This is a genomic window from Penaeicola halotolerans (assembly GCF_016464625.1).
Lineage (GTDB): Bacteria > Bacteroidota > Bacteroidia > Cytophagales > Cyclobacteriaceae > Penaeicola > Penaeicola halotolerans.
The window spans coordinates 670488-694235 of sequence record NZ_JAEAGO010000001.1 but is presented as its reverse complement, the minus strand read 5'-3'; the positions used below and the strand labels follow the sequence as shown (position 1 = coordinate 694235).

18 protein-coding genes are annotated in these 23748 nt (G+C 39.6%); 9 read left to right on the top strand and 9 right to left on the bottom strand.

What is annotated here, in order from left to right:
• Positions 1 to 23 precede the first annotated feature (23 nt).
• Positions 24 to 3572 (top strand): chromosome segregation protein SMC, encoded by a 3549-nt coding sequence (smc, locus tag I5349_RS03100; RefSeq protein WP_226389265.1) that lies wholly within the window; start codon positions 24 to 26, stop codon positions 3570 to 3572.
• Positions 3573 to 3648: 76 nt separating this feature from the next.
• Here smc and I5349_RS03095 read toward each other — a convergent pair whose 3' ends face one another.
• Positions 3649 to 6453 (bottom strand): alpha/beta hydrolase family protein, encoded by a 2805-nt coding sequence (locus I5349_RS03095; protein ID WP_226389264.1) that lies wholly within the window; start codon positions 6451 to 6453, stop codon positions 3649 to 3651.
• A gap of 115 nt (positions 6454 to 6568) precedes the next feature.
• On the opposite strand from I5349_RS03095, the gene I5349_RS03090 reads away from it, so the two are divergent.
• The gene (locus tag I5349_RS03090; protein ID WP_226389263.1) at positions 6569 to 9043 is read left to right on the top strand and encodes a zinc-dependent metalloprotease; all 2475 of its coding nucleotides are present in this window, start codon (positions 6569 to 6571) and stop codon (positions 9041 to 9043) included.
• 34 nt (positions 9044 to 9077) lie between these two features.
• Here I5349_RS03090 and I5349_RS03085 read toward each other — a convergent pair whose 3' ends face one another.
• From I5349_RS03085 to I5349_RS03050, 8 genes are all read right to left on the bottom strand, one after another.
• Positions 9078 to 9677, bottom strand: a complete 600-nt coding sequence (locus I5349_RS03085; protein WP_226389262.1) for an HmuY family protein — start codon at positions 9675 to 9677, stop codon at positions 9078 to 9080.
• Positions 9678 to 9688: 11 nt separating this feature from the next.
• Positions 9689 to 11893: a TonB-dependent receptor gene (locus I5349_RS03080; protein WP_226389261.1), complete on the bottom strand. Its 2205-nt coding sequence runs from the start codon at positions 11891 to 11893 to the stop codon at positions 9689 to 9691.
• An 81-nt stretch (positions 11894 to 11974) separates the two neighbouring features.
• On the bottom strand, positions 11975 to 13048 hold the full coding sequence (locus tag I5349_RS03075; protein ID WP_226389260.1) for a hemin-degrading factor: 1074 nt from the start codon (positions 13046 to 13048) through the stop codon (positions 11975 to 11977).
• Entirely contained in the window at positions 13011 to 13823 is an 813-nt protein-coding gene (locus tag I5349_RS03070) for a heme ABC transporter ATP-binding protein (RefSeq protein ID WP_226389259.1), read from the bottom strand. Before I5349_RS03070 ends, I5349_RS03075 begins: the two co-directional genes overlap by 38 nt.
• Positions 13820 to 14872, bottom strand: a complete 1053-nt coding sequence (locus I5349_RS03065; RefSeq protein ID WP_226389258.1) for a FecCD family ABC transporter permease — start codon at positions 14870 to 14872, stop codon at positions 13820 to 13822. The genes I5349_RS03070 and I5349_RS03065 overlap by 4 nt, the downstream gene beginning before the upstream one ends.
• Positions 14856 to 15737 carry a heme/hemin ABC transporter substrate-binding protein gene (locus I5349_RS03060; protein ID WP_226389257.1) on the bottom strand — a complete coding sequence of 294 codons (882 nt, stop codon included), beginning with the start codon at positions 15735 to 15737 and terminating at the stop codon, positions 14856 to 14858. The genes I5349_RS03065 and I5349_RS03060 overlap by 17 nt, the downstream gene beginning before the upstream one ends.
• 179 nt (positions 15738 to 15916) lie before the next feature.
• Positions 15917 to 16654 carry an MBL fold metallo-hydrolase gene (locus I5349_RS03055; RefSeq protein ID WP_226389256.1) on the bottom strand — a complete coding sequence of 246 codons (738 nt, stop codon included), beginning with the start codon at positions 16652 to 16654 and terminating at the stop codon, positions 15917 to 15919.
• 44 nt (positions 16655 to 16698) lie between these two features.
• Complete coding sequence (locus tag I5349_RS03050; RefSeq protein WP_226389255.1) at positions 16699 to 17091, bottom strand: (deoxy)nucleoside triphosphate pyrophosphohydrolase; 393 nt, start codon at positions 17089 to 17091, stop codon at positions 16699 to 16701.
• Between the two features lie 315 nt (positions 17092 to 17406).
• On the opposite strand from I5349_RS03050, the gene I5349_RS03045 reads away from it, so the two are divergent.
• The 7 genes from I5349_RS03045 (at position 17407) to I5349_RS03015 (ending at position 23748) form a co-directional block, all read left to right on the top strand.
• A complete protein-coding gene (locus I5349_RS03045; protein WP_226389254.1) occupies positions 17407 to 17886 on the top strand; it encodes an Lrp/AsnC ligand binding domain-containing protein in 480 nt (159 codons plus the stop codon).
• Between the two features lie 282 nt (positions 17887 to 18168).
• A complete protein-coding gene (sufB, locus tag I5349_RS03040) occupies positions 18169 to 19614 on the top strand; it encodes a Fe-S cluster assembly protein SufB (RefSeq protein ID WP_226389253.1) in 1446 nt (481 codons plus the stop codon).
• Between the two features lie 37 nt (positions 19615 to 19651).
• Positions 19652 to 20413, top strand: coding sequence for a Fe-S cluster assembly ATPase SufC (gene sufC, locus I5349_RS03035; RefSeq protein WP_226389252.1), 762 nt, complete (start codon positions 19652 to 19654; stop codon positions 20411 to 20413).
• Between the two features lie 29 nt (positions 20414 to 20442).
• Complete coding sequence (gene sufD / locus I5349_RS03030; RefSeq protein WP_226389251.1) at positions 20443 to 21735, top strand: Fe-S cluster assembly protein SufD; 1293 nt, start codon at positions 20443 to 20445, stop codon at positions 21733 to 21735.
• Positions 21735 to 22985, top strand: coding sequence for an aminotransferase class V-fold PLP-dependent enzyme (locus tag I5349_RS03025; protein ID WP_226389250.1), 1251 nt, complete (start codon positions 21735 to 21737; stop codon positions 22983 to 22985). The genes sufD and I5349_RS03025 overlap by 1 nt, the downstream gene beginning before the upstream one ends.
• The gene (locus I5349_RS03020) at positions 22982 to 23416 is read left to right on the top strand and encodes a SufE family protein (protein WP_226389249.1); all 435 of its coding nucleotides are present in this window, start codon (positions 22982 to 22984) and stop codon (positions 23414 to 23416) included. The genes I5349_RS03025 and I5349_RS03020 overlap by 4 nt, the downstream gene beginning before the upstream one ends.
• A 2-nt stretch (positions 23417 to 23418) precedes the next feature.
• Positions 23419 to 23748: an SUF system Fe-S cluster assembly protein gene (locus tag I5349_RS03015; RefSeq protein WP_226389248.1), complete on the top strand. Its 330-nt coding sequence runs from the start codon at positions 23419 to 23421 to the stop codon at positions 23746 to 23748.

Here is a 23748-nt window from a genome sequence, read left to right as displayed (position 1 = left end):
ATAGTTTTGATGAAAGAAGTACCATGCAACTGACCAAACTTGAGATAAAAGGTTTTAAAAGCTTTGGAGACAAAGTAGTAATCAACTTTGACAAGGGCATCACTGGGATAGTAGGTCCCAATGGCTGCGGTAAGTCAAATGTAGTAGATGCTATCCGCTGGGTACTCGGTGAGCAAAAAACAAGAGCACTGCGATCGGAGAAGATGGAAAACATCATCTTCAATGGCACTAAAACCCGTAAACCTACTAATCTTGCAGAGGTCTCTTTAACCTTTGAGAATACTAAAAATCTCCTTCCTACAGAATACACCACTGTGACGATCACTAGACGCTACTACCGCTCTGGAGATAGTGAGTATTTGCTCAATGGCATCACTTGTAGACTCAAAGATATCACCAATCTCTTCATGGATACAGGTATAGCCTCAAATAGCTATGCTATCATAGAGCTCAAGATGATCGATGAGCTGCTCAATGACAAAGAAGGCTCTAGAAGGGATCTATTCGAAGAAGCGGCAGGTATTTCTAAGTTTAAAAAACGTAAAAAAGAAACACTCAAAAAACTAGAGGATACTGATGCGGATTTAGACCGTGTGGAAGACCTTCTTTTTGAGATAGAGAAAAATCTCAAAACGCTCGAGCGCCAAGCCAAGCAAACAGAGAAGTATTTTCAGCTAAAGGAGCAATATAAAGTTCTCAGCATCGCGCTGGCAAAGAAAACTGTCAAAAAACATACAGCTTCATTTTTGACGCTGAATGAACAGATCACTGCTGAAAGCGATAAGAAAATAGGGCTTTCTACCCAAATAGATAATGCTGAGGCGCGACTTGAAGAAGCTAAGGCTGGACTGATCAATCAAGAAAAACTGCTATCCTCCAGACAGAAAACGCTCAATGAGCATGTACATAAAATTCGAACTTTTGAGAGTGAAAAGAAGATCAAAAATGAAAGACTTCGCTTCTTAGAAGATCGCTCTGCTAAACTCAGAGAACAAATAGACCTAGATAAGAAAAGTAATGAACGTGCGGCTTTTAGTATTTCTAGCCTTGAGCAAGAGAAAGCAAGCGCTGAAAAACAACTCTTAGAAAATGAAGCACTAGTCGACCAGCTAAAAGCTGAATATGAAGAGCAAAAGCAACAACATGCGAGCCTTCAAGAGCGTGTGAATATCAATAATAGAGATTATAACCGATTAAAAGATACTGTCTATCAACTCAAAAAAGACATTGAGATCAAGCAGATTCAATTGTCTACATTCAAGCAGGAGTTGGAAAAAACTACCTCTGATGACAGTGAGCAGACAGCGACCCTGGCGGGATTTGAAGACAAAATGCAGGAAGTAGGTGCCCAGCTAGCTGAAAAAGAAGATGCGCTGCAACAGCTTAAATCAAAAGAGGCTGTCCTCCTTCAAAGAACCGAAGAAGTCAATCGTACCATAGATCTCATCAAGGAAGAACTCACGCAAAGCAGTCGTAAACTTGATGCTAAGCAAAATGAGTTTAGCCTCACTAAGTCATTGGTGGAAAACCTCGAAGGCTTTCCTGAGGCAATCAAATTTCTCAAAAAGAACTCTGATTGGGCTAAGAATGCTCCTTTGCTTTCGGATATCCTCACTACTGAGGAGAAGTATCGTGTCACTGTAGAAAACTTCCTAGAGCCATACATGAACTACTATGTAGTGGACACTCAGGAACAAGCTTACACGGCAGTCAACTTACTTAGTGATGCTGCTAGAGGGAAAGCTAATTTCTTTATCCTAGATAAGTTTGAAAGCTTCCACCCTAGCCCATCTAAACTGTATGAACAGGCTATCCCAGCTACCGAGATCATAGAGTTTGAATCAAAATACACTAAGCTTATCAGCTTTATTTTAGATAAAGTTTACATCGTATCTGGGGATTTTAAGGATATCCCTAATGATTCTGAGAGCATCTTTATTACTCAAAGTGGTAAGTTTACTAAACGTCAATTTAGTTTATCAGGTGGATCTGTTGGGCTTTTTGAAGGAAAAAGAATCGGCCGCGCTAAAAATCTAGAAAAGCTTGAAAAAGAGATCAAGGAACTGAATAAACGTATCTCTCAAATCAAAACTAGCTTAGAGGAAAAACAAGCTGAACTTTCTAAGCTCAAAGAAAATAACTTCCGCCCTGCTATAGAGTCGCTTCAGGAAGAGATCAATATGATCAACCAAGACTATGTGTCAGTCAAAACCAAGAAGGAACAGCTTGCACATATGCTAACTTCCAATGCCAACAAGAGAGAAGATATGCTCACTCGTATCGAGGAGCTCACTGCAGCGTTGGAAGAATTACAACCTAGACTGGCCAATGAGCAAGCGGAATATGCTGCTCTCGAAGAGCAGATGTTCGAGCAAAATGAAAGACTTCAAGAAGAAAGCGACAAACTCACGGTGAAGTCTAATGCTTTCAACCAAGAAAACATCAAATACCACCAGCACCTCAATAAGGTCAATAGCCTAACGCAAGAGATCTCCTACAAACAAAGTGCTTACGAAAGTAGCAAAGAACGCATAGAAAAATCTCAACTTGAACTACAGCAGACGGATAGTGAAATTAAGCACCTCATTGATAATAATGAAGTCAAAGACGATGAGCTGATCGCGCTTTATGATGAAAAGGAAAGCATAGAAGCCGGTGTAAATGAAGTGGAAAAAGACTACTATGCCGCTCGTGGAGAGATTGACATTTTAGAAAAACAAATCCGTGAATTCCAAAAGAGTAAGGAAGGCATCGATGCGATCATCATGGAACTGCAAAATAAGCTCAATGAAGCCAAGCTCAACCTGAGTGCTGTGAAAGAGCGCCTATCAGTTGAGTTTAATATAGATCTGGAGGCCCTCATGGATGATCCGGCACAAGCAGCCGATGATAGTACGGAGAGTGAAGAGTCCCTCAAGCAGGAAGTCCTCAGTATGCGTGATAAGATCGAAAAAATCGGTCCTATCAACCCTATGGCGATGGAAGCATATGAGGAGATCAAAGAAAGGCATGACTTCATCTCTCAGCAGCGAGATGACCTGATCTCAGCCAAAAACTCTCTGATGAATACCATCTCTGAGATCGATGAAGTAGCAAAAACTACTTTCTTAGAAGCTTTTGATAATATCAAACAAAACTTCATCCGTGTGTTTCGTTCGCTCTTTACTGAGGAAGATGATTGCGACTTGAGACTAACAGATCCTAGTCAGCCACTTGACTCGAGCATAGAGATTATCGCTAAGCCAAAGGGTAAGAGACCTTTGACAATCAATCAACTATCGGGAGGCGAGAAAACACTCACTGCGACTTCACTCCTCTTTGCGATCTATCTACTCAAACCAGCCCCATTCTGTATATTCGATGAGGTAGATGCACCTTTGGATGATGCTAACATTGACAAATTCAACCAGATCATTCAGAAGTTTGCTGATGAGTCTCAGTTCATCATCGTGACGCACAATAAACGTACAATGGCCAGCACGGACATCATTTATGGGATCACTATGATTGAGCAGGGTGTTTCGAGAGTAGTACCAGTAGATTTGAGAGAGTTAGAGGAAAAAGTAGATTAATGAGATATAAGACTTAAAAAAAAGCCTTGCTCAAATGTATCTGAGCAAGGCTTTTTATATTAGAAATCAAGAGCATCTACTCTTCCATCAATTCATATTTTAGCGTTCTGCCCTTTTCTACTGCTGGAAGTCCTTCCATCATCCACTTAGGTGCTGGTGCGCCTTTGAGGTAGTAATCAAAGAACTGTGACAAACGAATAGAAAGGTCTTTTCTGTTTTTACGCTGTACGAGGTTATGATCTTCGCCATTGTAAACTAGCAACCAAGAAGGCACAGCATTTCTTCTCAGCGCCATGTAAAACTCGATACCTTGATACCAAGGCACAGCGCCATCTTCGTCATTGTGCATGATAAGTACAGGAGTAGTCACATTATCTATAAAGAACAAAGGCGAATTTTCGATGTAGTGCATTGGTTTTTCCCAAAGTGTACCACCTACTCTAGACTGCGTCTGCTCATACTGGAACATACGGCTCATACCTGTTCCCCAACGAATACCACCATAAGCAGAAGTCATATTGGCTACAGGTGCGCCTGCTCCAGCTGCTTTGAATAGATTAGTCTTAGTTACTAGATAAGCTACTTGATATCCACCCCAGCTTTGTCCTTGGATAGCCATATTTTCCTTGTCTACATATGGACGCTTCGTCAAGCTCAGCACGCCTGGCACGATGCAGTCGTAGGCACTTTTACCAGCAAAACCAATCTCATATTTGATATCTGGTACAAATACCAAGTATTCGTTACTCACAAAGTATGGTATGTTGATCGTAGAGGCACTAGGTGCTGGTGATCGATAGCTATGAAGTCCATCAGATAGCCTTTCATAGAAGTAAACCATCATTGGATATTTCTTATTTGGATCAAAGTTTTCTGGTTTGAAAAGTAAACCTTGAAGTGGTGTGCCGTCCATTGCTTCCCACTCTACTAGCTCGACTGTACCCCAATTGACATCCTTTTGTTGTGGATTAGTCTCTGTGAGTTTCTTCATAGAAGATAGCTTAGCATCTGTCATATAAAGCTCATTGTCTTGGTAAGTACTCTTTCTTACGATCCACTTATCCGCATTTTCAGCTTTAGCCAAACTGCTGAAAGAAGCATCATCCATGACCAGTTTATTGAGCTGACCATTGGCTAAGGTATAAAAACCATCTTGCTTGGTGTAGAGATGAAAAGCAGATAGATACATAGGGTCTTTCAAGCTTACAAATCGCTCTTCTCTATCAAGATTGACTCTTCTGAAACGGATGTCATTTTTTCTACCAAAGCCATTTGTTAGATTGACTGGTGCCATTTTCTTGCGCAACTCTACTTTCCAAATATCAAAGTTGTCGTTGATCAAGATAGCTTCATCGTTTTCAGTCCAGCCAGTGATGCCATAGCTACCTGGATATGATGGGCTGTCGTGTAGTTCTTGATAGAAGTTGGCATCGATCCCTTTGGTCAAGTTTAGCTTGATCTTAGCAGCGATATCATAAGCATGCCAAGCACTATCCATAGGATCAAACCAATAGAGGTACTTACCTGCAGGTGAAAGTGCTGGTCTACCTTTGAGATTTTCAAAGATCATAGATTTAGCGCCTGTATTGAGATCTACCATGTAGTAGTCTGCACCAGTTTGGATATTCCAGCTATACTCCCATCTATATTTAGAGTCATCAGATCCTATCGCAAAATCAAAAGCAGCATCTCTATCCAGGTTGATGTTTTCTACTTTTTCATCTGCTATTTGAATCACTTTTTTATTCTTGATATCATAAACAGCCATCCAAGACTTGTTGAGTTCTCTATTTTTATTTCTCAACTGCATTGGTTGTATGTCTGTGTCTTTCCATCCCCAGATATCTAAGCTTACGCGCTCTTCATTGAGAATAGTCGTGTCATCTTCATAAGCATAAGTCTTGTAGTCTGGAGCAGTACCAAAGAAGATTCTATTGTCATTTTTGGCAAATCTTGGAGATGCATTGTCTGAAACCATCCATCCCTCAGGAATTCCCGCTGTTTTCATAGCAGCCAGCTCATTCGTCTTTCCAGACTTAGCATCGAAGTGATGTAGGCTATAGTATTTCTTTTTAGCTTTAGCAGAATCAGCCGTAGCTAAGAAAGCCAATTGATTTCCAGCCTCATTCATTGCTAGTCTTTTGTATTCTGTCTTTCCTTGATCTACTGTAGTAGCTTTGCCCGCCTTTGTATCAAATGCTATGATTGCCGCATTTTTAAGTGTATTTTCTGTCGCCTTCACATAGTAAAGCATGTTTCCTTTCTCAGAAAAATAGTAATCTGATACACTTTCAAATTTATGCTCAACACCCGTGTTGAGGTTTTTAAGCACTAGTTGCGAACCATCTGTTTTTACTGGTTTAGCTTCTTCCTTTTTCGTAGAATCTGCCTCATCTTTTTTCTTTTTCTCAGGCACTGGTTTTTCTAAAAGATAAGCTAACCAGTCCCCACCCTTCTCAGGTGTTTTGAAAGACTTTACACGCGCTATTTTCTGAGCTTCCCAGTTAGCCAAGTTCAATATCAAAAGAGAATCCTTAGGCATACCATCTGCTTTTGTTTTCTTTAACTTAAGCATTCTCACAGTATCTGCTTCTGGCTTGATCGTAGCTACTAGCCATTTGTCATCAAAAGTAAAGCTCGCACGACTTAGTCTTGGGTAAGCCCATTTTTGATCTTTGCTAGTGTGCATCACGGTGACCATATTGTCTCCCTCTTGAGGGCTGATCATATACATGAGGTAATTACCATCTTTGGTCAAAGTCTGACCTCCAAGGGATTTCCATCCATCATAGTCTGCATGTGTCAATGCTCGCTTTTGTGCTAAGCCCATAAAGCTTACCAAAAGCATACTTGCACAGAGTATTAGTATTCGTTTGCTCATTGATTTGAATTTAGTTTTACACCTGATTTCGACCTACAATATAAAAACTAGGATTGATAGCCCTATAAATATTATATTAATGGCTGTATTCGTCTATCAACCAAAATCGATTTTCATGAAGCAATTTTGTTTTAAAGTATTACTATCTCTTTTATTTATCACTTCTATAGTCACCACTCACGCTCAAAATGAGAAATCATCCAATGAGCAGAAATGGGACAAAATGACTAGATACGAAGGTTATTTTAACTTTTACTGGGATGATGATAAAGGGAAGATATGGCTCATCATAGATAAACTAGACGAGCAATTTTTGTACGTAAATTCCTTATCAGCTGGTCTCGGATCTAATGATATCGGACTAGATCGTGGACAGCTGGGTGATACACGCGTGGTCGAATTTCGTAAGTCTGGCTCAAAAATCCTTTTGGTACAGCCTAACTTAGACTACAGAGCCGTCTCTGATAATCCAGATGAGATCCGTGCAGTCAAAGAAGCATTTGCAGAATCAGTACTTTGGGGATTTGAAGTAGCTGAAAAAGTAGGCGATGGCTATGCAGTAGATGCTACCAACTTTTTCTTACAAGATGCACATGGTGTAGCGGAGACTTTGAGAAGAAGTAATCAAGGAACTTATCGTGTAGAAGCCTCTCGATCTGCCATTTATCTACCACAAACTAAAAATTTTCCAGAAAATACCGAGTTTGAAGCTACGATCACATTCACTGGAACCGGTGCTGGTGGCAACCTTAGATCTGTTACTCCAAGTCCTGATGCCGTAAGTGTACGTATGCACCACTCATTTGTCAAGCTACCAGATACTGGATTTGAGACAAGAGCTTTTGATCCACGTGCGGGATATTTTAGTAGAAGCTACATGGATTATGCTACACCTATCGGTGAGCCGATTGTCAAGCGCATGATCGTTAGACATAGACTCAAGAAAAAGAATCCAAATGCTGCTATCTCAGACCCAGTAGAACCAATAGTATACTATTTAGACAGAGGAGCTCCAGAGCCTGTACGATCTGCGCTCTTAGATGGTGGCAATTGGTGGAAGGATGCCTTCGAAGCGGCAGGTTTTAGCAATGCTTTTAGAGTAGAACTCTTGCCTGAAGGAGCAGATCCAATGGATGTCAGGTATAATCTCATCCAATGGGTACACCGTTCTACTAGGGGTTGGTCATATGGAGCATCAGTCGTAGATCCACGAACTGGTGAGATCATCAAAGGCCATGTCTCCCTTGGCTCATTGAGAGTAAGACAAGATATTCTTATCGCGCAGGGGCTTTTGATGCCTTATGCCAAAGGTGAGAAAGCAGACCCTCGCATGGAGCAAATGGCTATCGCAAGACTTAAGCAACTCTCTGCTCATGAGATCGGACATACACTAGGGCTGGCACATAATTATGCTGCAAGTACTGCCAATGATGCCTCGGTCATGGACTATCCTCATCCTAAATACGTCATGGATAAGGATGGAAACCTTGACTTTTCTAATAGTTATGATGACAAAATAGCGGCTTGGGATAAGGTCGCCATCAACTACGGCTACCGTGAATTTGGTCCAGAAGAAGATGAAAAAGCAGCTTTGAATAAGATCCTAGAAGAAGCAGAAAAGCAAGGGTTATACTTCATCTCAGATGCTGACTCACGTGCTGCAGGTGGTGGACATCCAAGTGCACACCTGTGGGACAATGGTCCAGATCCAGTTGCTGAACTTCATCGTCTGATGGATATTAGAAGTAAAAAATTGGCTGAATTTTCACCTTCGGTCATCAAGTCAGGTGAACCACTTGCTACTATGGAGGAATATCTAGTGCCACTATACCTTATGCACAGATATCAAGCAGAAGCAGCAGTAAAGCTCATCGGAGGTTTGGACTATAGATACAAACTCAAAGGTGACAATCAGCCAGAAATGCGCGTGCTAGATCCAAAGCTTCAAAATAATTCATTAGCTGCAATGATGCGTGTGATTGATCCAAATACTTTGATTTTACCAGAAAATATCCTGTCTACCATCCCACCTAGACCCATAGGATATGGTAGAGGACGAGAAACTTTTCCTACCCAAAACGGTATCACCATAGATCCAGTGGCGATAGCAGAATCTGCCTCTAGACCTTTTATTCAGTTGATGCTCCATCCTGAGCGTGCCAATAGACTGATTCAACAAAAGGCAATCTATGGCAAAAGTTATCTTGGATTTGATGATGTATTGAATAAAATGACGGATGAATTAGTCAGAAGCAGTAGATATGAGGAAAATCTAAGGGGACTAATATTACTCCAAGTTCAGAAAATTTATTTCACTGAGCTTATCAATTTAGCTAAAAATCCTAATGCCTCTCTCACGGTAAGAGGAATGGCTGCTGATGAAGCAAAGACTATGAAAGGTATTGTTTCGGGTAGTTTACGATACACTGATGCTCTAGGAAGAGCGCATCAAAATACTTTAGATCAGATTTACTCAGCGCTTGACACGAATTTTCAAGTGATCAGTCCAAGTAGAACGCAGGAGACACCTCCAGGTGCTCCTATCGGCCAGACGGAAGATCAATGGATAGGATGTGATATAGAATGGTAATGAAAAGGGGAGCTAACAACTCCCCTTTTTTGATTTATAAGCCTGAAACGTATCGGAATGTATAATATGCACTAGGAGTAGCAAATGGATTTACCTCGTTTAGCGGTGGATTGCCTTGGTAGTAGCTTAAAAACTCAACTTTTACCAAGTCCCCAGAGGTCGTTCTTACAATGAAAACACGTCCTGGAATAGGCGAGATCAAATTTGTCTGACTATTATAGTTATACCAACCGTTGCCACTACCACTTGCGATAGCTAAGCGCTCTTCAGTATCAGCTCGAAAAGTCGCTTCACTTGGAATGTTATTCAGAGACTCAAATTCTGTATTTTCTAGCATCGCTACAGCTACATCAGCAGTACCAGACACACCACCGTTAGATATAATCGTAGTTCCTTTGAAGGCTAGATCCCAAGTTTCACTTTCGGATACCACTTCTCCTAGCTGAAAATTAAAGTAAACAAATGGTCTTTCTTCCGTCACTTCTCCTGTTTGTCTATCGATCACGTCATTTGGCGCATGCATATCCTCGATCAATACTTCGTCTCCTAATTGTGATGGGATAGCTTCATCCTCCGAACAGGCTATAAAGGACATAATGACTAAGCAAAAGAAAATTGATTTAATACTTCTCATAATGGTTTGATTTATTTAGTTAATTGATAAGAAATTCCAACATAAAGTAATCTACCGGGATTGGTAGGATCTTGTCTGATGACTTGATTGAGTAGGTTATTAGCCCCTATTTCGAGTCTCAGATTATCATTGAAAGTTTTTGAGGCACTCGCATTGAGAGAAAATAAGCCAGGAGCGTACTCTTGATCCATATCTAGAATCAGGTTGCCATTCAAATCTGCAAAACCGAACCTGCCTCTATACAATCCTCTCAGACTAATGTCAAAGTCATGAGCATTATTCAGATATGAGATTTTCAGATTGGCATTGTGTCGACTCCTATTGAATAATCCTCCATAGTTAGAGGTATTGACCCTAAAATATTGACCTTCTCTCACTGCGTTTAGTACTTCTCTATCTTTCGCTTCTAAGTACATGTAGCCTAGATTGAAGTTAAATGCCCTCCATTGATAGCTACTTTCAAGCTCCAACCCTGTAGTAAACACACTTGATACATTGCGGTAAGTAAACGCTTGCTGTCTGTTATTAAGCGTAGCAAATGGCAGTGTCTCAATCAAGTTATTGATGTCATTATAAAAGAAGTTTGTACTGACCTTGAATCTCTCTTTTTGCCAAGTAAATCCAGTATTCAAACTCAAAGATGATTCAGCTTCAAGCTGACCAAAAGTGCTCGGATCAATCAATATTTGACTAATCAATCCTCGATCTTGAAGCATCTCTACACCTTCTTGTAGTCTTTGATTTCCAAATACATAGTATCCTACAGCTGCATTATTAAAGTTGAGCAATAGCTGCCTGAAATCTGGTGCTTTAAATCCACCACCTATAGATACTTTGTAGTTGAGATTTTTGCTGATATTGTACTGATAAGAGGCTTTAGGGCTCAATCTTTGGCCATATTGACTATGCTGATCCCACCTAAATCCTAGCACCAAGCTTGACCTATCTTGAGTCCACTGATGCTGACCAAATAAGTAAAATGCATCAAATCGAGTCAATCCCTCATATCGCAGCGCATCCACTGATTCTGATAAATAACCTATACCAATACTTGACAGGTGATTTTTTTGCCACTGCCAATCAGTTTGGATTTCATTTCTATTCAAAGTCTGATTGAAGGGATCCGAGGAAACATTGTCAAATTCATCCCAAGTTTTCACCAAAGTTTCATAACCGGTGAGATAATTTCTGTAAGTAATCGTCAGATCAGAAGAAGGAGTGAAACTCACGACAGGATTGATATTAAAATCAGTCTGCCTACCAGTAGTCCTGAGCCCTATCACCTCTCCATTGACGATAGAGGCTAATTCGTTTTGCTGTCGCTCTTGGTAGCCTCGGAGTGCTAGAGTAAACCTTAGCTTATCAGAGAACTTATAACCAAATTTAGTCTGTAGAGTATAAGCTTTATAAGCAGCAGCTGTTTGACCAGGAAGAGAAGGATTTAGATCAAAACCATCTGTTCTGTATCTATTGAGAAAGACACTTAGATCAGTTTTCTCCCCGTTTAGATCAACAGTAGCTCCTAAATCTAAGGTATTGAAAGAGCGATACCTTGATTGAATACCAATTTGCTTTCCTTTTTGATCTTTAGTGATGATATTGATCACACCAGCCATGGCCTCGCTTCCATAAAGTGAACTTGAAGGCCCTTTGATGATCTCAATTCTTTCAATATTTGCTACTGCGATCCTCTCAAGATCAAATGTACCTGCAGTCCTTCCTATTAATGGCTCACCGTCCAGCAAGATAAGCACATAGTCACTGGATAAACCTTGCATCTGTACACTAACTCCGTGATCACCTGTCAATTGGAGACTCGCTTGTTCCCTTAGTACATCAGATAGTCTCAAAGCTCCAGATTGTCTGATCATCTCTTGGTTGATGATCGTCACAGGCATAGGGATATCATCGATGAAGCGGGAAGTTCTCGTAGCAGAGATGACTACTTCATCTAGTTGTTTTGGATCTTCTTTTAAGATGATCCGCTGCTGTGGACTACTTTCTAATCTGATTTGAGTGATAGTGTAGCCAATAGCTTTAACAGTGACCACTTGCTCCTTGAAAGAATGGGGTAAAGCCACTCTACCTTGTATATCCGCCACTAGACCTGATCCATTTTCAAGCCTTACTTGTGCATATGGTACGGGTAGAGAGTCCTGATTGAGGATCATCAGTTGGATATCTTCTGCCTGAGCAGTAAGAGATACTAAACTCAAATAGAGAATGAACCCTATTTTATTAAGATTAATTCTAAGTAATGATTTAAAAAAAACCATCATCTACATTTAATTGATATTTTAAACGATACTTTCAAAGGAGTTGACTAGAGCAGCCCAATCTTGATTTTCCCTTAAACCAGGCTTTCTCAAACCAAAAAACTGAGCAGCAAGCTGTGCATTGTGATCAAATAATTCTATAGAAGTGACAATACCATCTTCAGTAGGTTTTTTCACAACCCAAGCATGTTTGATTTGAGCGAGGTCCAAATGCATATTAAACCTAGGGTCAAGGACATTGAGCCAATCGCCCATCATTCTGATGACTTTTACCTTACCCTGATGGATTTGAATATTGCCTCTATTGCCAGCAAATATCATGATAGGAACTTGAGTCTCAGAAGCATGATTGAGTACCTTCTCGAGATTATCAATAGCAATCTGATAGGCATACTCCTTCCCTATTAGCCTGAGTGCTTCTTGTCTATGGAGTTTGTACTTTCTGATCATTCCAAAAAACTCATGCGTATCTTTCATGTTAGCCCAGTCGGAGGCAAAAGCTTTTATATCAATATTTGTCTCATATTCAGGCGTTTCGAATGATTCTAGAGCGACATATGGATCTTGGTAGGCAGCTTCATATAAAGACTTGATCTGATAAAAAGCTTCCATATCTGTATCATTTTGTGCAAATACTTTTAAGATAGCATCACCTTGCTTATCAAAAAACTGAAACGAGCGACTAGGGCCTCTAGGCGTCTCTTTCTCTACCACCAACCCATACCTCCATGCACTAAAGAACACCCTTTGTTCTATGGGGCCTATCACAGTACCAATACCATTTGGAAACTCTCCATTGATTTCTATCTTCTGAAAATTACCTTTATGTTCTAGTACGCAAGCATCACTTCTAGTGAGTGCCATCACTTTACCCAATTTAGGCAGTTCCTTAAATAGCTCTTGCAAATTTCCCTCTAATCTTGTGACCCCATTTCCGATGTCAGTCATTAATAGAGAAAGTTCTGAGACACCTAACTTCTGGGCAGCATCACGTATTCTCAATTGAGGACTTTCCTTGATCAGTTGCTCCCAAGTCGATTTTAGTTGCTTCAATTCTTCAGTTAGCATAAGAGATGTTTCCATATGTTTTTGCATGATAGTTTTGATTAATGTTGCTAATGATTAATGGCTTTTGCGTGATCGGGTGAGCTTGTATCAATACCTGATGGTCAAAAGTCCTAGAGATATTTTCCTTGGTAATGATCTCATCAGTGGTTCCAAAAGCCATGGCTCTCCCCGACTTTAGGAGGAGTACCTTGTCCGCACTTTGAGCGGCTAGATTGATGTCGTGAACAACCGCTAGAATGCCAATATTTTTGCTTTTAAGAGATTTGACGATTTCAAAAACTTGATACTGCTGGGCGATATCCAAACTTGATGTAGGCTCATCCAAAAACAAGAATCTAGGATAGGGAGCGTCCTTCCATATCTGCATCAGTACGCGAGCTAGTTGGACACGCTGCTTCTCTCCCCCGGATAGTTGCTGATATGGTCTGTCCAGAAGTTGATCTACCTTGGTGAGTTTAGTTACTTCTGCTAAAGTTTTGGCTAATTCATTTTTATTTAAATCCGAACCTATCATGATGATTTCCTTGGCAGAAAAAGGAAAACTCACGGTACTGTGCTGAGGCATGACAGCACGTATTTTGCTAAGCTGCTTAGGGTTCAGTTCATGGATTGCTTGCTTATTGTACAATACCTGACCACTTTTACAGTGGCTCTCGCCTGATAGCAACTTAAGCAAAGTGGACTTTCCTGCGCCATTTGGACCTAGGACACACAATAGCTCCCCGGTATTTAACTCAAAGCTGAGTTCATCAATGATCATTTTGCCACTGAGACAGTGGTGTATATTTCTCACTTCTATCATACCCTACTTTTCTTTTTGAAATTGATCAATAACCAAATGAAAAATGGTGCTCCTGCTAAAGAAGTAATAATCCCAATCGGTAACTCAGAAGGTGAAACTACCACACGAGAAGCTAGGTCTGCTAGTACTAAAAAGGAAGCTCCTAAAAGAACTGATAAGGGCAAAACAAGCTTATGATCCGCACCGATGAGGAGACGGATGATGTGTGGAATCACCAACCCGACAAATCCAATAATACCCGTAAATGCCACACTGACACCTACTGCCATCGCTACAGCTAATATGATACCTGTCTTAACCTTCTCCACAGAAAGCCCCATATGAAATGCTTCAGATTCTCCTAGGGATAAAAGATTGAGCGGCTTGGCAGTATTCAGCAGATAACCTATTGAGCCTAAGATCAATGGTGCAGAGATGCCGATCTTGAGCCAATTAGCACCGCCTAAATCCCCCAGACTCCAAAATGTGAAATTTCTAATCGCGGCATCATCCGCAAAATATAATGTAAGGCCTATCAAAGCTCCAGCTAGTGCATTGATGGCTACCCCAGATAGTATCAGTAAACTGATATCAGCTTTTGACCCTACTTTACTCAATTTATAAGCCGCTATGGTCAAAAGTAATCCTCCAATAAAAGCCACCAAAGGCTGTAGTAGCTGTATAAAAATAGGTGCAATCTCTAAAGAGATGATGTTGGAAAAAACGATCAAAATAACCACCATCAATGCCCCGCCACTACTCACCCCTATGAGACCGGACTCTACTAGTGGATTTCTAAATAATCCCTGAAGGGCTGCACCAGCTATAGCCAATGCAGCACCAACCATCGCACCAAGCAATATCCTCGGTAGTCTGATGTTCCAAAACACTGCTAATAGCTCTGGTTTTGGTTGATCCTTAGTGAAACCCAATTGATAAGAAATCACATGAAAGATGTCATTTAAAGAAAGTTGATAGGCACCTACTACAGCAGATAGCATCATGGCAGCTATAAGTATCAATAGCATCGCTCCTATCAATGACATCCTATGACTACTTCGAATCAGCATAGGTTGCTTGGATAAGTTCGAGAATAGCTTCGCCTGTTCTGGGGCCAAATCCAGAAAGTTTAAGACCATCTATGGCAATGATCTGCTTTCTTTTGCCAGCAGTCGTTTCAGAGATGCCTTTTATTTGCAGTGCTCCTTCCATTCCTCCGATAGATTGTAAGCCGCTTTCGAAGAAAACTACATAATCGGGATTGAGCTTGATAAGTGCCTCAGGCGTTAAAGGTTTAAAATCTTGAAATTCTACCTCAGTTTTTTGAAGTCCTGCAAGTGCGAACATTTCATCTACAAAGGTCTGTTGACCCGCTAGGAAGATCATGTCCTTTCCTCGTGCCATCACAAATGCTGCACTTAGTGAATCATTTTGGTAGGTTTCTAAGCTCTCTTGAGCTGCTGCCAAATCACTTTGAAGCTTTTCTATGAGCTGATTGGCCTCAACTTTCTTGTCAAGTAGTGCGCCTAGTTTCTCTATGTAGCTTATTGCCTCTTTAGTAGTATTAGGCTTATCTAGTACGACTGTTTCTATGCCGCTACTTTTAAGCTGTTCCAGTACTACTTGGTCTACATACTCATTTTCTAATAAGATGAGTGTAGGATTAAGGGAAAGTATACCTTCTGCTTTGATGCTATTTCTATAGCCTACAGATGGTAATGCTTGAAGTCTCTCTGGATATGTACTTGTACGATCTACACCTACTATCTGAGATTCTAGTCCTACTGCGGATACTATTTCGGCTGTAGTTCCCCCTACGATAACTATTCTATCATCAGTTTCTACTGTCGAAAGCTTCTCAACTTTATCAGATTGCCTGCTATTACAGGATGCTATGACTAGTATCAGTAAGAATAAATAGGATATTGCTCTCATCTTTATTTAGATTGAATATAAATATGATGCAAACATAATCGCTATTTAGATTAAATCCAATTAAGTAGTAATTGATTTAATTTATCAGGTTTAAAAAATCTTTGAAACTACCTATCAAAGCATAAAAAAAGCCCTTCCGCAAAGAAGAGCTTTTTATGAATTACAATTTGATGTCTAGATTAATACCACTTTCTCAATCTTACTTCAACATTGGTAGCACCAGCCTCTACTAAAGATTTAAACTTATCTACATCACTTAACCCTCCAGATCCTCTGTAGTGATAAGGATATACTACCTTAGGTTTAAAATCAATAACAGCATCTGCTGCTTGATCTACATTCATAGTATAAGGCTCATTCATACAAACAAATGCCACATCGATATCTCTCAAAGCACGCATCTCAGCGATATCTTCTGTGTCACCTGAGATATAGAATTTCTTGTCTCCAAAAGTGATCACATAGCCATTGCCCCTACCTTTTGGATGTCTTGAATCTTCTGTTTCTGGAAGATTATACATTGGGATAGCAGCTACTTCTAACTTATCCCACATCTTAGATTCTCCATTATTAAGTGTGATAATTTGCGAAAATTTAATGTCTCCCAGTTGATCTACGACAGCTTGTGGAGCTACCAGCGTAGCTTTGCTAAGATCAATACCTGCTAGGGTTTTCTTATCCAAGTGATCTCCGTGAATATCTGTGATCATGACAAGTGCAGGAGCACCAAATTTCGCAAAACCTTCAGGACCTCCATAAGGATCTACAAAGATACTTTGGTCATCCCACTGCATGGCAAATGAACCATGAGTAACTGGATTGATCGTGATTTCACCTACAGAAGATGATATCTTATCTTGTGCCACTGATATAGTGACAGCTAGAAGAAGTAAAAGTAGAAAGCTATATTTTTTCATAGTATGATTGGTTTTCTCCCATAACCAGCTCAAAGACTAAAGTGTTAAAAAGTCGACTTGAAATATGCTTTCCAGATGGCTACATCAGCTGCAGACCAATCAAGCATCTGAGCCTCTTGAAGATCAACCCACTGATACGCGTCATGTTCTGTTAAATGAATAACACCTTTTTCTATACTACATAAAAAAGGAAACAGATGAATCCTAAATGTGTCATATTGATGCACGACTGGTGGAAGCTGCTTTGAGATTTTAATTTTGATCATGAGTTCCTCCCAAATCTCGCGATGTAAGGCTTCATCTAAAGTCTCGCCAAGTTTCACTTTGCCACCTGGAAACTCCCAAAGTCCAGCATGAGCGCTTTGACTACCTCTTCGAAATGTCAGCAATCGCTTTCTATCTTGTATAACTGCACAGACAACTCTAATCTTTTTCATGATGAAATTTACTAAAAAGAAAAATCCCGCTCGCTGGCGGGATCTTTACCGGAAAATAAACCCAAATATAACATAGATATAGAGTGCTCATTCAAACGTTTGAAAAAAGCTCAAACCGAAATTTAACAACATCACTTATCCAATCAACAGTTGATTCTACTTACATTTTGACAATAAGTAAAATAACATTGTAGTTTCAAAACTAAAAAACAATTTTGATGAATAAAAAGGATATTTCCTATAGAGCAATTTTTTTATACATTTTTTATAAAAGCGATATTTTGATTATCTTTCCATTAAGAAAGCTAAAAAATCATGGATAAAAATTACGAAATCGACAACATAGACCTCAAAATAATATCACTTTTGAATGAGGATGCGAAAACTCCCTACACTGAAATAGCCAAAAAAGTCTTCGTTTCTAGTGGTACTATCCATGTGCGCATGCGCAAACTTGAAGAAATGGGTGTAGTAAAAGGTGCATCACTCAATATCGATTATGCCAAACTGGGTTATGATATCTCGGCATACTTGGGAATATATCTAGAAAAAAGCTCTTTATATGAAAGTGTAGTACAGCAACTCAAAGCCATCCCTGAAATAGTCAGCGCATACTATACTACTGGTAATTATAGCATTTTTGCAAAGATCATCTGTAAAGACACCAATCATCTAAGAACAGTACTTCATGATAAAATTCAAAAGGTGGAAGGCATAGATCGCACAGAGACATTTATCTCTCTTGAAGAAAGCATCAATAGACCCATACAGCTTCTAGAAGAAATCAAAAAATAAAGCTAAGCCTCTCCAATGTTAGAGGCTTTTTTTATTCACTTTTTGAGTCATGAAAATTATTAAGATTAAATCTAAATAATTTTAAACACATTATTATAGAGCTTGTCTATTGTTTATATAAAAAAATCATATTTTACTATGAGGCTTAAAAAGCTATTATTCAGCTCATTTTAGCCAATTTCTGATTTCACTCCCCTATTTTAAACAAGGCCTGAAACAATACTTTTCAGATAAATGTTGTATATTTGCGTAGCTAAATATAATTAGTCTAAATAACTAAATATGAGCAAAGACGACCAAATATTAGAGGACTTTACTTCACGTGAATATGAGCACGGTTGGACCGTAGATTTTGAAGCTGATGAAGCTCCAAAAGGTCTCAATGAAGACATCATTAGATTTATCTCAGCCAAAAAAGAAGAGCCAGAGTGGATGCTAGAATGGCGTCTTAAGGCTTATCGTGCTTGGCTTAAAATGGAAGAACCAGAATGGGCTAATGTCAACTATCCAAAAGTTGATTTTCAAGACCTCAAATACTATTCTGCTCCAAAGAAAAAAGTCAATCCGAAAAATCTTGATGAAGTAGATCCTGAATTGCTCAAAACTTTTGAGAAATTGGGTATTTCTCTCAATGAACAAAAAAGATTGACTGGAGTGGCGGTAGATGCTGTCATAGACTCCGTATCAGTGGCGACTACCTATAAAGAAAAGTTAGGAGAACTGGGTATTATCTTCTGTTCATTTAGTGAAGCAGTTCATAATCATCCTGAGCTGATCAAAAAGTATATGGGATCCGTAGTTCCTGCTACAGATAACTATTATGCTGCGCTAAACTCGGCTGTTTTTTCAGATGGATCATTTTGTTACATCCCAAAAGGTGTGAGATGCCCTATGGAGCTTTCCACCTATTTCCGTATCAATGCAGCCAATACAGGACAGTTTGAGAGAACATTGATCGTAGCGGAAGATGGAGCGTATGTGAGTTACCTAGAAGGATGCACAGCCCCAATGAGAGATGAAAATCAACTTCATGCAGCAGTAGTGGAGATCTATGCAGGCGCCAAAGCTGAAGTTAAATACTCTACCGTACAAAACTGGTATCCGGGAGACAAAAATGGTAAAGGTGGTATTTACAATTTTGTAACCAAAAGAGGAATTTGTGCTGGTGACCATGCTAAAATCTCTTGGACTCAAGTAGAAACAGGATCAGCGGTCACTTGGAAGTATCCTTCTTGTATATTGAAAGGCGACTATTCTATTGGTGAGTTTTACTCTGTAGCTGTCACTAATAACTATCAGCAAGCAGATACTGGAACTAAAATGATCCATATCGGTAAAAATACCAAATCAAGAATTGTATCTAAGGGCATCTCTGCTGGAAAGTCCCAAAACTCTTACAGAGGTCAAGTACAAGTGATGAAGCGAGCAACCAATGCTCGAAATTTCTCTCAATGTGATTCATTGCTTATGGGAAACAATTGCGGTGCCCATACATTCCCTTATATAGATATTAATAACAGCACTGCTCAAGTAGAGCATGAAGCAACCACTTCAAAAATCGGAGAAGATCAAATCTTCTATTGTAATCAGAGAGGAATCAGTACAGAAGATGCAGTGGCACTGATTGTAAATGGATACGCTAAGGAAGTCCTCAACCAGCTTCCAATGGAGTTTGCTGTGGAAGCACAGAAACTACTTGCTCTGACACTTGAAGGATCAGTAGGATAATTAGAATAAAGAACAAAGCCAAAAATCGACAAAGACAATGCTATCTATAAAAAATTTACATGCTAACATCGAGGGAACAGAAATCCTTAGAGGAATCAATCTTGAAGTAAAGCCAGGGGAAGTTCACGCGATCATGGGACCTAATGGTTCAGGAAAAAGCACTTTAGCCTCTGTTCTAGCTGGTAGAGAAGAGTATGAAGTTTCTGAAGGAGAAGTTTCTTTTCTAGGCAAAGACTTACTTGACTTATCACCAGAAGACAGAGCGAGAGAAGGTATCTTTTTAGCTTTTCAATATCCTGTAGAAATCCCGGGGGTTAGTTCAACTAATTTCTTAAAGACTGCTGTCAATCAAGTAAGAGAATATAGAGGTCAGGAACCACTTGATGCTGTTTCATTTCTTTCATTGATGAAGAGCAAAATGGGCTTGGTAGAGATAGATCAAAAATTACTCAGCAGATCATTAAACGAAGGTTTTTCTGGTGGTGAGAAAAAAAGAAATGAAATTTTCCAAATGGCCATGCTAGAGCCGAAACTTGCCATTCTTGATGAAACTGACTCTGGTCTTGATATCGATGCACTCCGCATCGTAGCCAATGGTGTCAATAAACTGAAATCAGCAGACAATGCGACCATTGTAGTGACTCACTATCAAAGACTCTTAGATTATATCGTGCCAGATTACGTTCACGTGCTCTACAAAGGCCGAATCGTCAAGTCAGGTACTAAAGAACTTGCATTAGAATTAGAAGAAAAAGGATACGACTGGATCAAGGAAGAAGTAGACGGAGCTACCGTTTGATTTTTGATTCACCTTTTAATTTAATCATCATGGAATTAACACAACAGGCGCAGACAGCGGAATTCTTTAAGAGGCTCAATCCTAATAAGCTAGCTCAAAATAGACTTGATATTTTTAATCAGGCGAAAGAAGCTTTGATAAAAAATGGATTGCCAAAACTCAAAGAAGAAGAATATAAGTTCACAGCAATCACTAAAACGCTGGACAAAGCAAAAGTATCTTTACTTCCTGCAGAAAAGTTTGATATAAGTGCTTCTTTGACTCGAAAAGAAGTGATAGCTGACCTCGATGCTGATATCATTGCTTTTAATAATGGAGTATATGACGCTAATCTATCAAGCTACTCTCCTAGCCTAAACGTAAATGTTGAAGATGGTTCTACTGAGACAGCATCATTTAAAAAACACTTTGGATCTTACGCTAAAGCTGATAAGGATGCCTTCATAGCGCTCAATACCGTCTATGCAAAAGAGGTTGTTCACATTCATCTAGCTAAGAAAGAAGTCCTTACTAAACCTGTTATATTTAGATATTATCAGTCAAACAATCAAGAAACTTCCTACCCTAGAGTCTTGATCACTTCAGAGGAATTTGCCGAAGGTGCATTTATAGAACAGATCATCTCAGAAGAAGGAAGCGGATATTTTATCAATGGCTTGACTGAAATCTATTGTGCTGAAAATACCCACTTGCAATACCATAAAGTACAAAAGCAAAGTAAAGAAGCGATAGAAGTTAATACGCTTGAAGTTTTTCAAGAGAAATCATCTACTTTTTCCTCCTATCTGCTTTCACTCCAAGGTGGTATGCTGAGAAACAATCTCAATATCACGCTTAATGGTAGTGGTGGAGAAGCTAATATGAATGGACTGTATTTGCTCAATGGTCAATCTCATGTAGATAATCATACATCTGTAGATCATAGAGAGCCACATTGCAATTCTAATGAACTCTATAAAGGCGTCTTAGATGATAGCTCAAGAGGAGTTTTCAATGGCAAGATTTACGTAAGAAGGATCGCTCAAAAGACAAATGCTTTTCAGCAGAACAACAATATCCTACTGTCTGAAGATGCTACCATCAATACTAAGCCTCAATTGGAAATTTGGGCGGATGATGTGAAGTGTTCACATGGTTGTACGACTGGCCAATTAGATGAAGAAGCCTTGTTTTACTTACAAGCGCGCGGTGTAGGCAAAGTATCAGCACGTGCGATGCTTTTAGAAGCATTTGCAGCAGATGTCATTGCCAACGTCAGTATAGATAGTCTCAGAAACTATATGATCGATAATATCAAAGAAAGATTAGGAGCACATTATTAATGATACAAAACGCAAACATCAAATCATCTTTTGATCTCAAACTTATCAGAGATCAATTCCCCATACTTCACCAAGAAGTCAATGGAAAAGATTTGGTGTACTTTGATAATGCTGCAACCACTCAAAAGCCAAAGCGAGTAATAGAGGCTTTAAATAAGTACTATGAAGTAGATAATGCCAATATCCACAGAGGCGCACATGCATTGGCAGATAGATCTACTCGCTATTTTGAGCATACAAGGGCTAGTATTTGTCAGTTTATCAACTCCCCTAGTGAAGACCAAATCATTTTTACTAAAGGAACTACTGATGGTATTAATCTAGTAGCAGCAACTTTTGGTCGTGCAAACATAAAGAAGGGTGATAGTATCATCATCTCTCACATGGAGCACCATTCTAATATAGTGCCTTGGCAAATGCTCTGCGAAGCTACGGGTGCTACATTGAAAGTCATCAAAGTGACAGCGTCTGGCGAGCTAGATATGAACTCATTTGATGAGTTGTTAGACAAGTCTGTCAAACTTGTTTCTATTGTCCATGCTTCAAATGCACTAGGAACGATCAATCCAGTAGAGGAGATTATTCAAAAAGCCCATCAAATAGGCGCTAAAGTCTTATTAGACGGTGCGCAGTCAGCCTCTCACCTACTTGTAGATGTCCATGCCTTAGACTGTGACTTTTATGTTTGCTCTGCTCACAAGCTGTACGGACCTACAGGTGTAGGTTTTCTTTACGGAAAAAGAGAACTTCTCGAAGAAATGCCTCCATATCAAGGTGGTGGTGAAATGATCAAAGAAGTTGACTTTGCTGGCACTACTTACAATACGATCCCTTTTAAATTTGAGGCAGGAACGCCTAATATTGGCGATGTGATAGCTTTCAATGAAGCGATTCAATTTATCAATGAGCTAGGTAAAGATGCCATCATGTCACATGAAAATGAGCTCTTAGCCTATGCTACTGAGGGGATGGAATCTATACCAGGCGTCAGGCTAATTGGTACAGCAGCTAAAAAAGTAAGTGTTCTCTCCTTTCTTATAGAAGGTATGCATCCCTTTGATGTGGGGATGATGCTTGATGCTAGAGGAATAGCCGTTAGAACTGGGCACCACTGTACACAACCATTGATGAAGCTATTCAATATTGAAGGAACTGTGAGAGCGTCCTTTGCTGTTTACAATACCAAGAATGAAATTGATACGCTATTAGAAGGCGTAGCTAAACTAGCCAAAATGAAGCAAAGCGTATGACCATCAATAGCATACAAGATCAAATCATAGATGAATTTGCTATCTTAGGTAATGACAGAGAGAGTACTATCTTCTACATCATGGAGCTAGGAGCTAAACTTCCAGCAATGGCTGAAAGTGACAAGACAGAAGATAACATCATCAAAGGATGCCAATCTAAAGTCTGGTTGACAGCTGATACCGATGCTGACAAAGTTTCTTTCAATGCAGATAGTAATACAGATATCACAAAAGGACTCATTAGTCTCTTGATCCGAGTGCTCAATCAGCAAAAGCCTGAAGATATACTATCAGCTGACCTATATTTTATAGAAAAAATAGGAATGGGCTCAATCATAGGGTCGCAAAGATCTAATGGTCTAGCAGCGATGATCAAACAAATGAAAATGTACGCTTTGGCCTGCCAAGCAAAATTGCAAATGCAGAAATAATTATGAGTGAAGAAGGTGTAATCAACAAGGAAGAAATGAAAGAGCGCGTAGTCGCTGCGCTCAAGACGGTATATGATCCTGAGATTCCTGTAGATATCTACGAGCTAGGATTAATCTATGAGATCAATCTCTATCCTGTTAATAATGTATTCATCTTAATGACACTGACTTCTCCATCTTGCCCAGCAGCTGAGCATATACCTGGAGAGGTCAAAAAAGCAGTCAGTGAAATCGAAGGCATCAATGAAGTAGAAGTGGAAATCACATTTGATCCACCTTATACGCAAGATATGATGTCTGAAGCAGCTAAATTAGAATTAGGGTTTTTATAA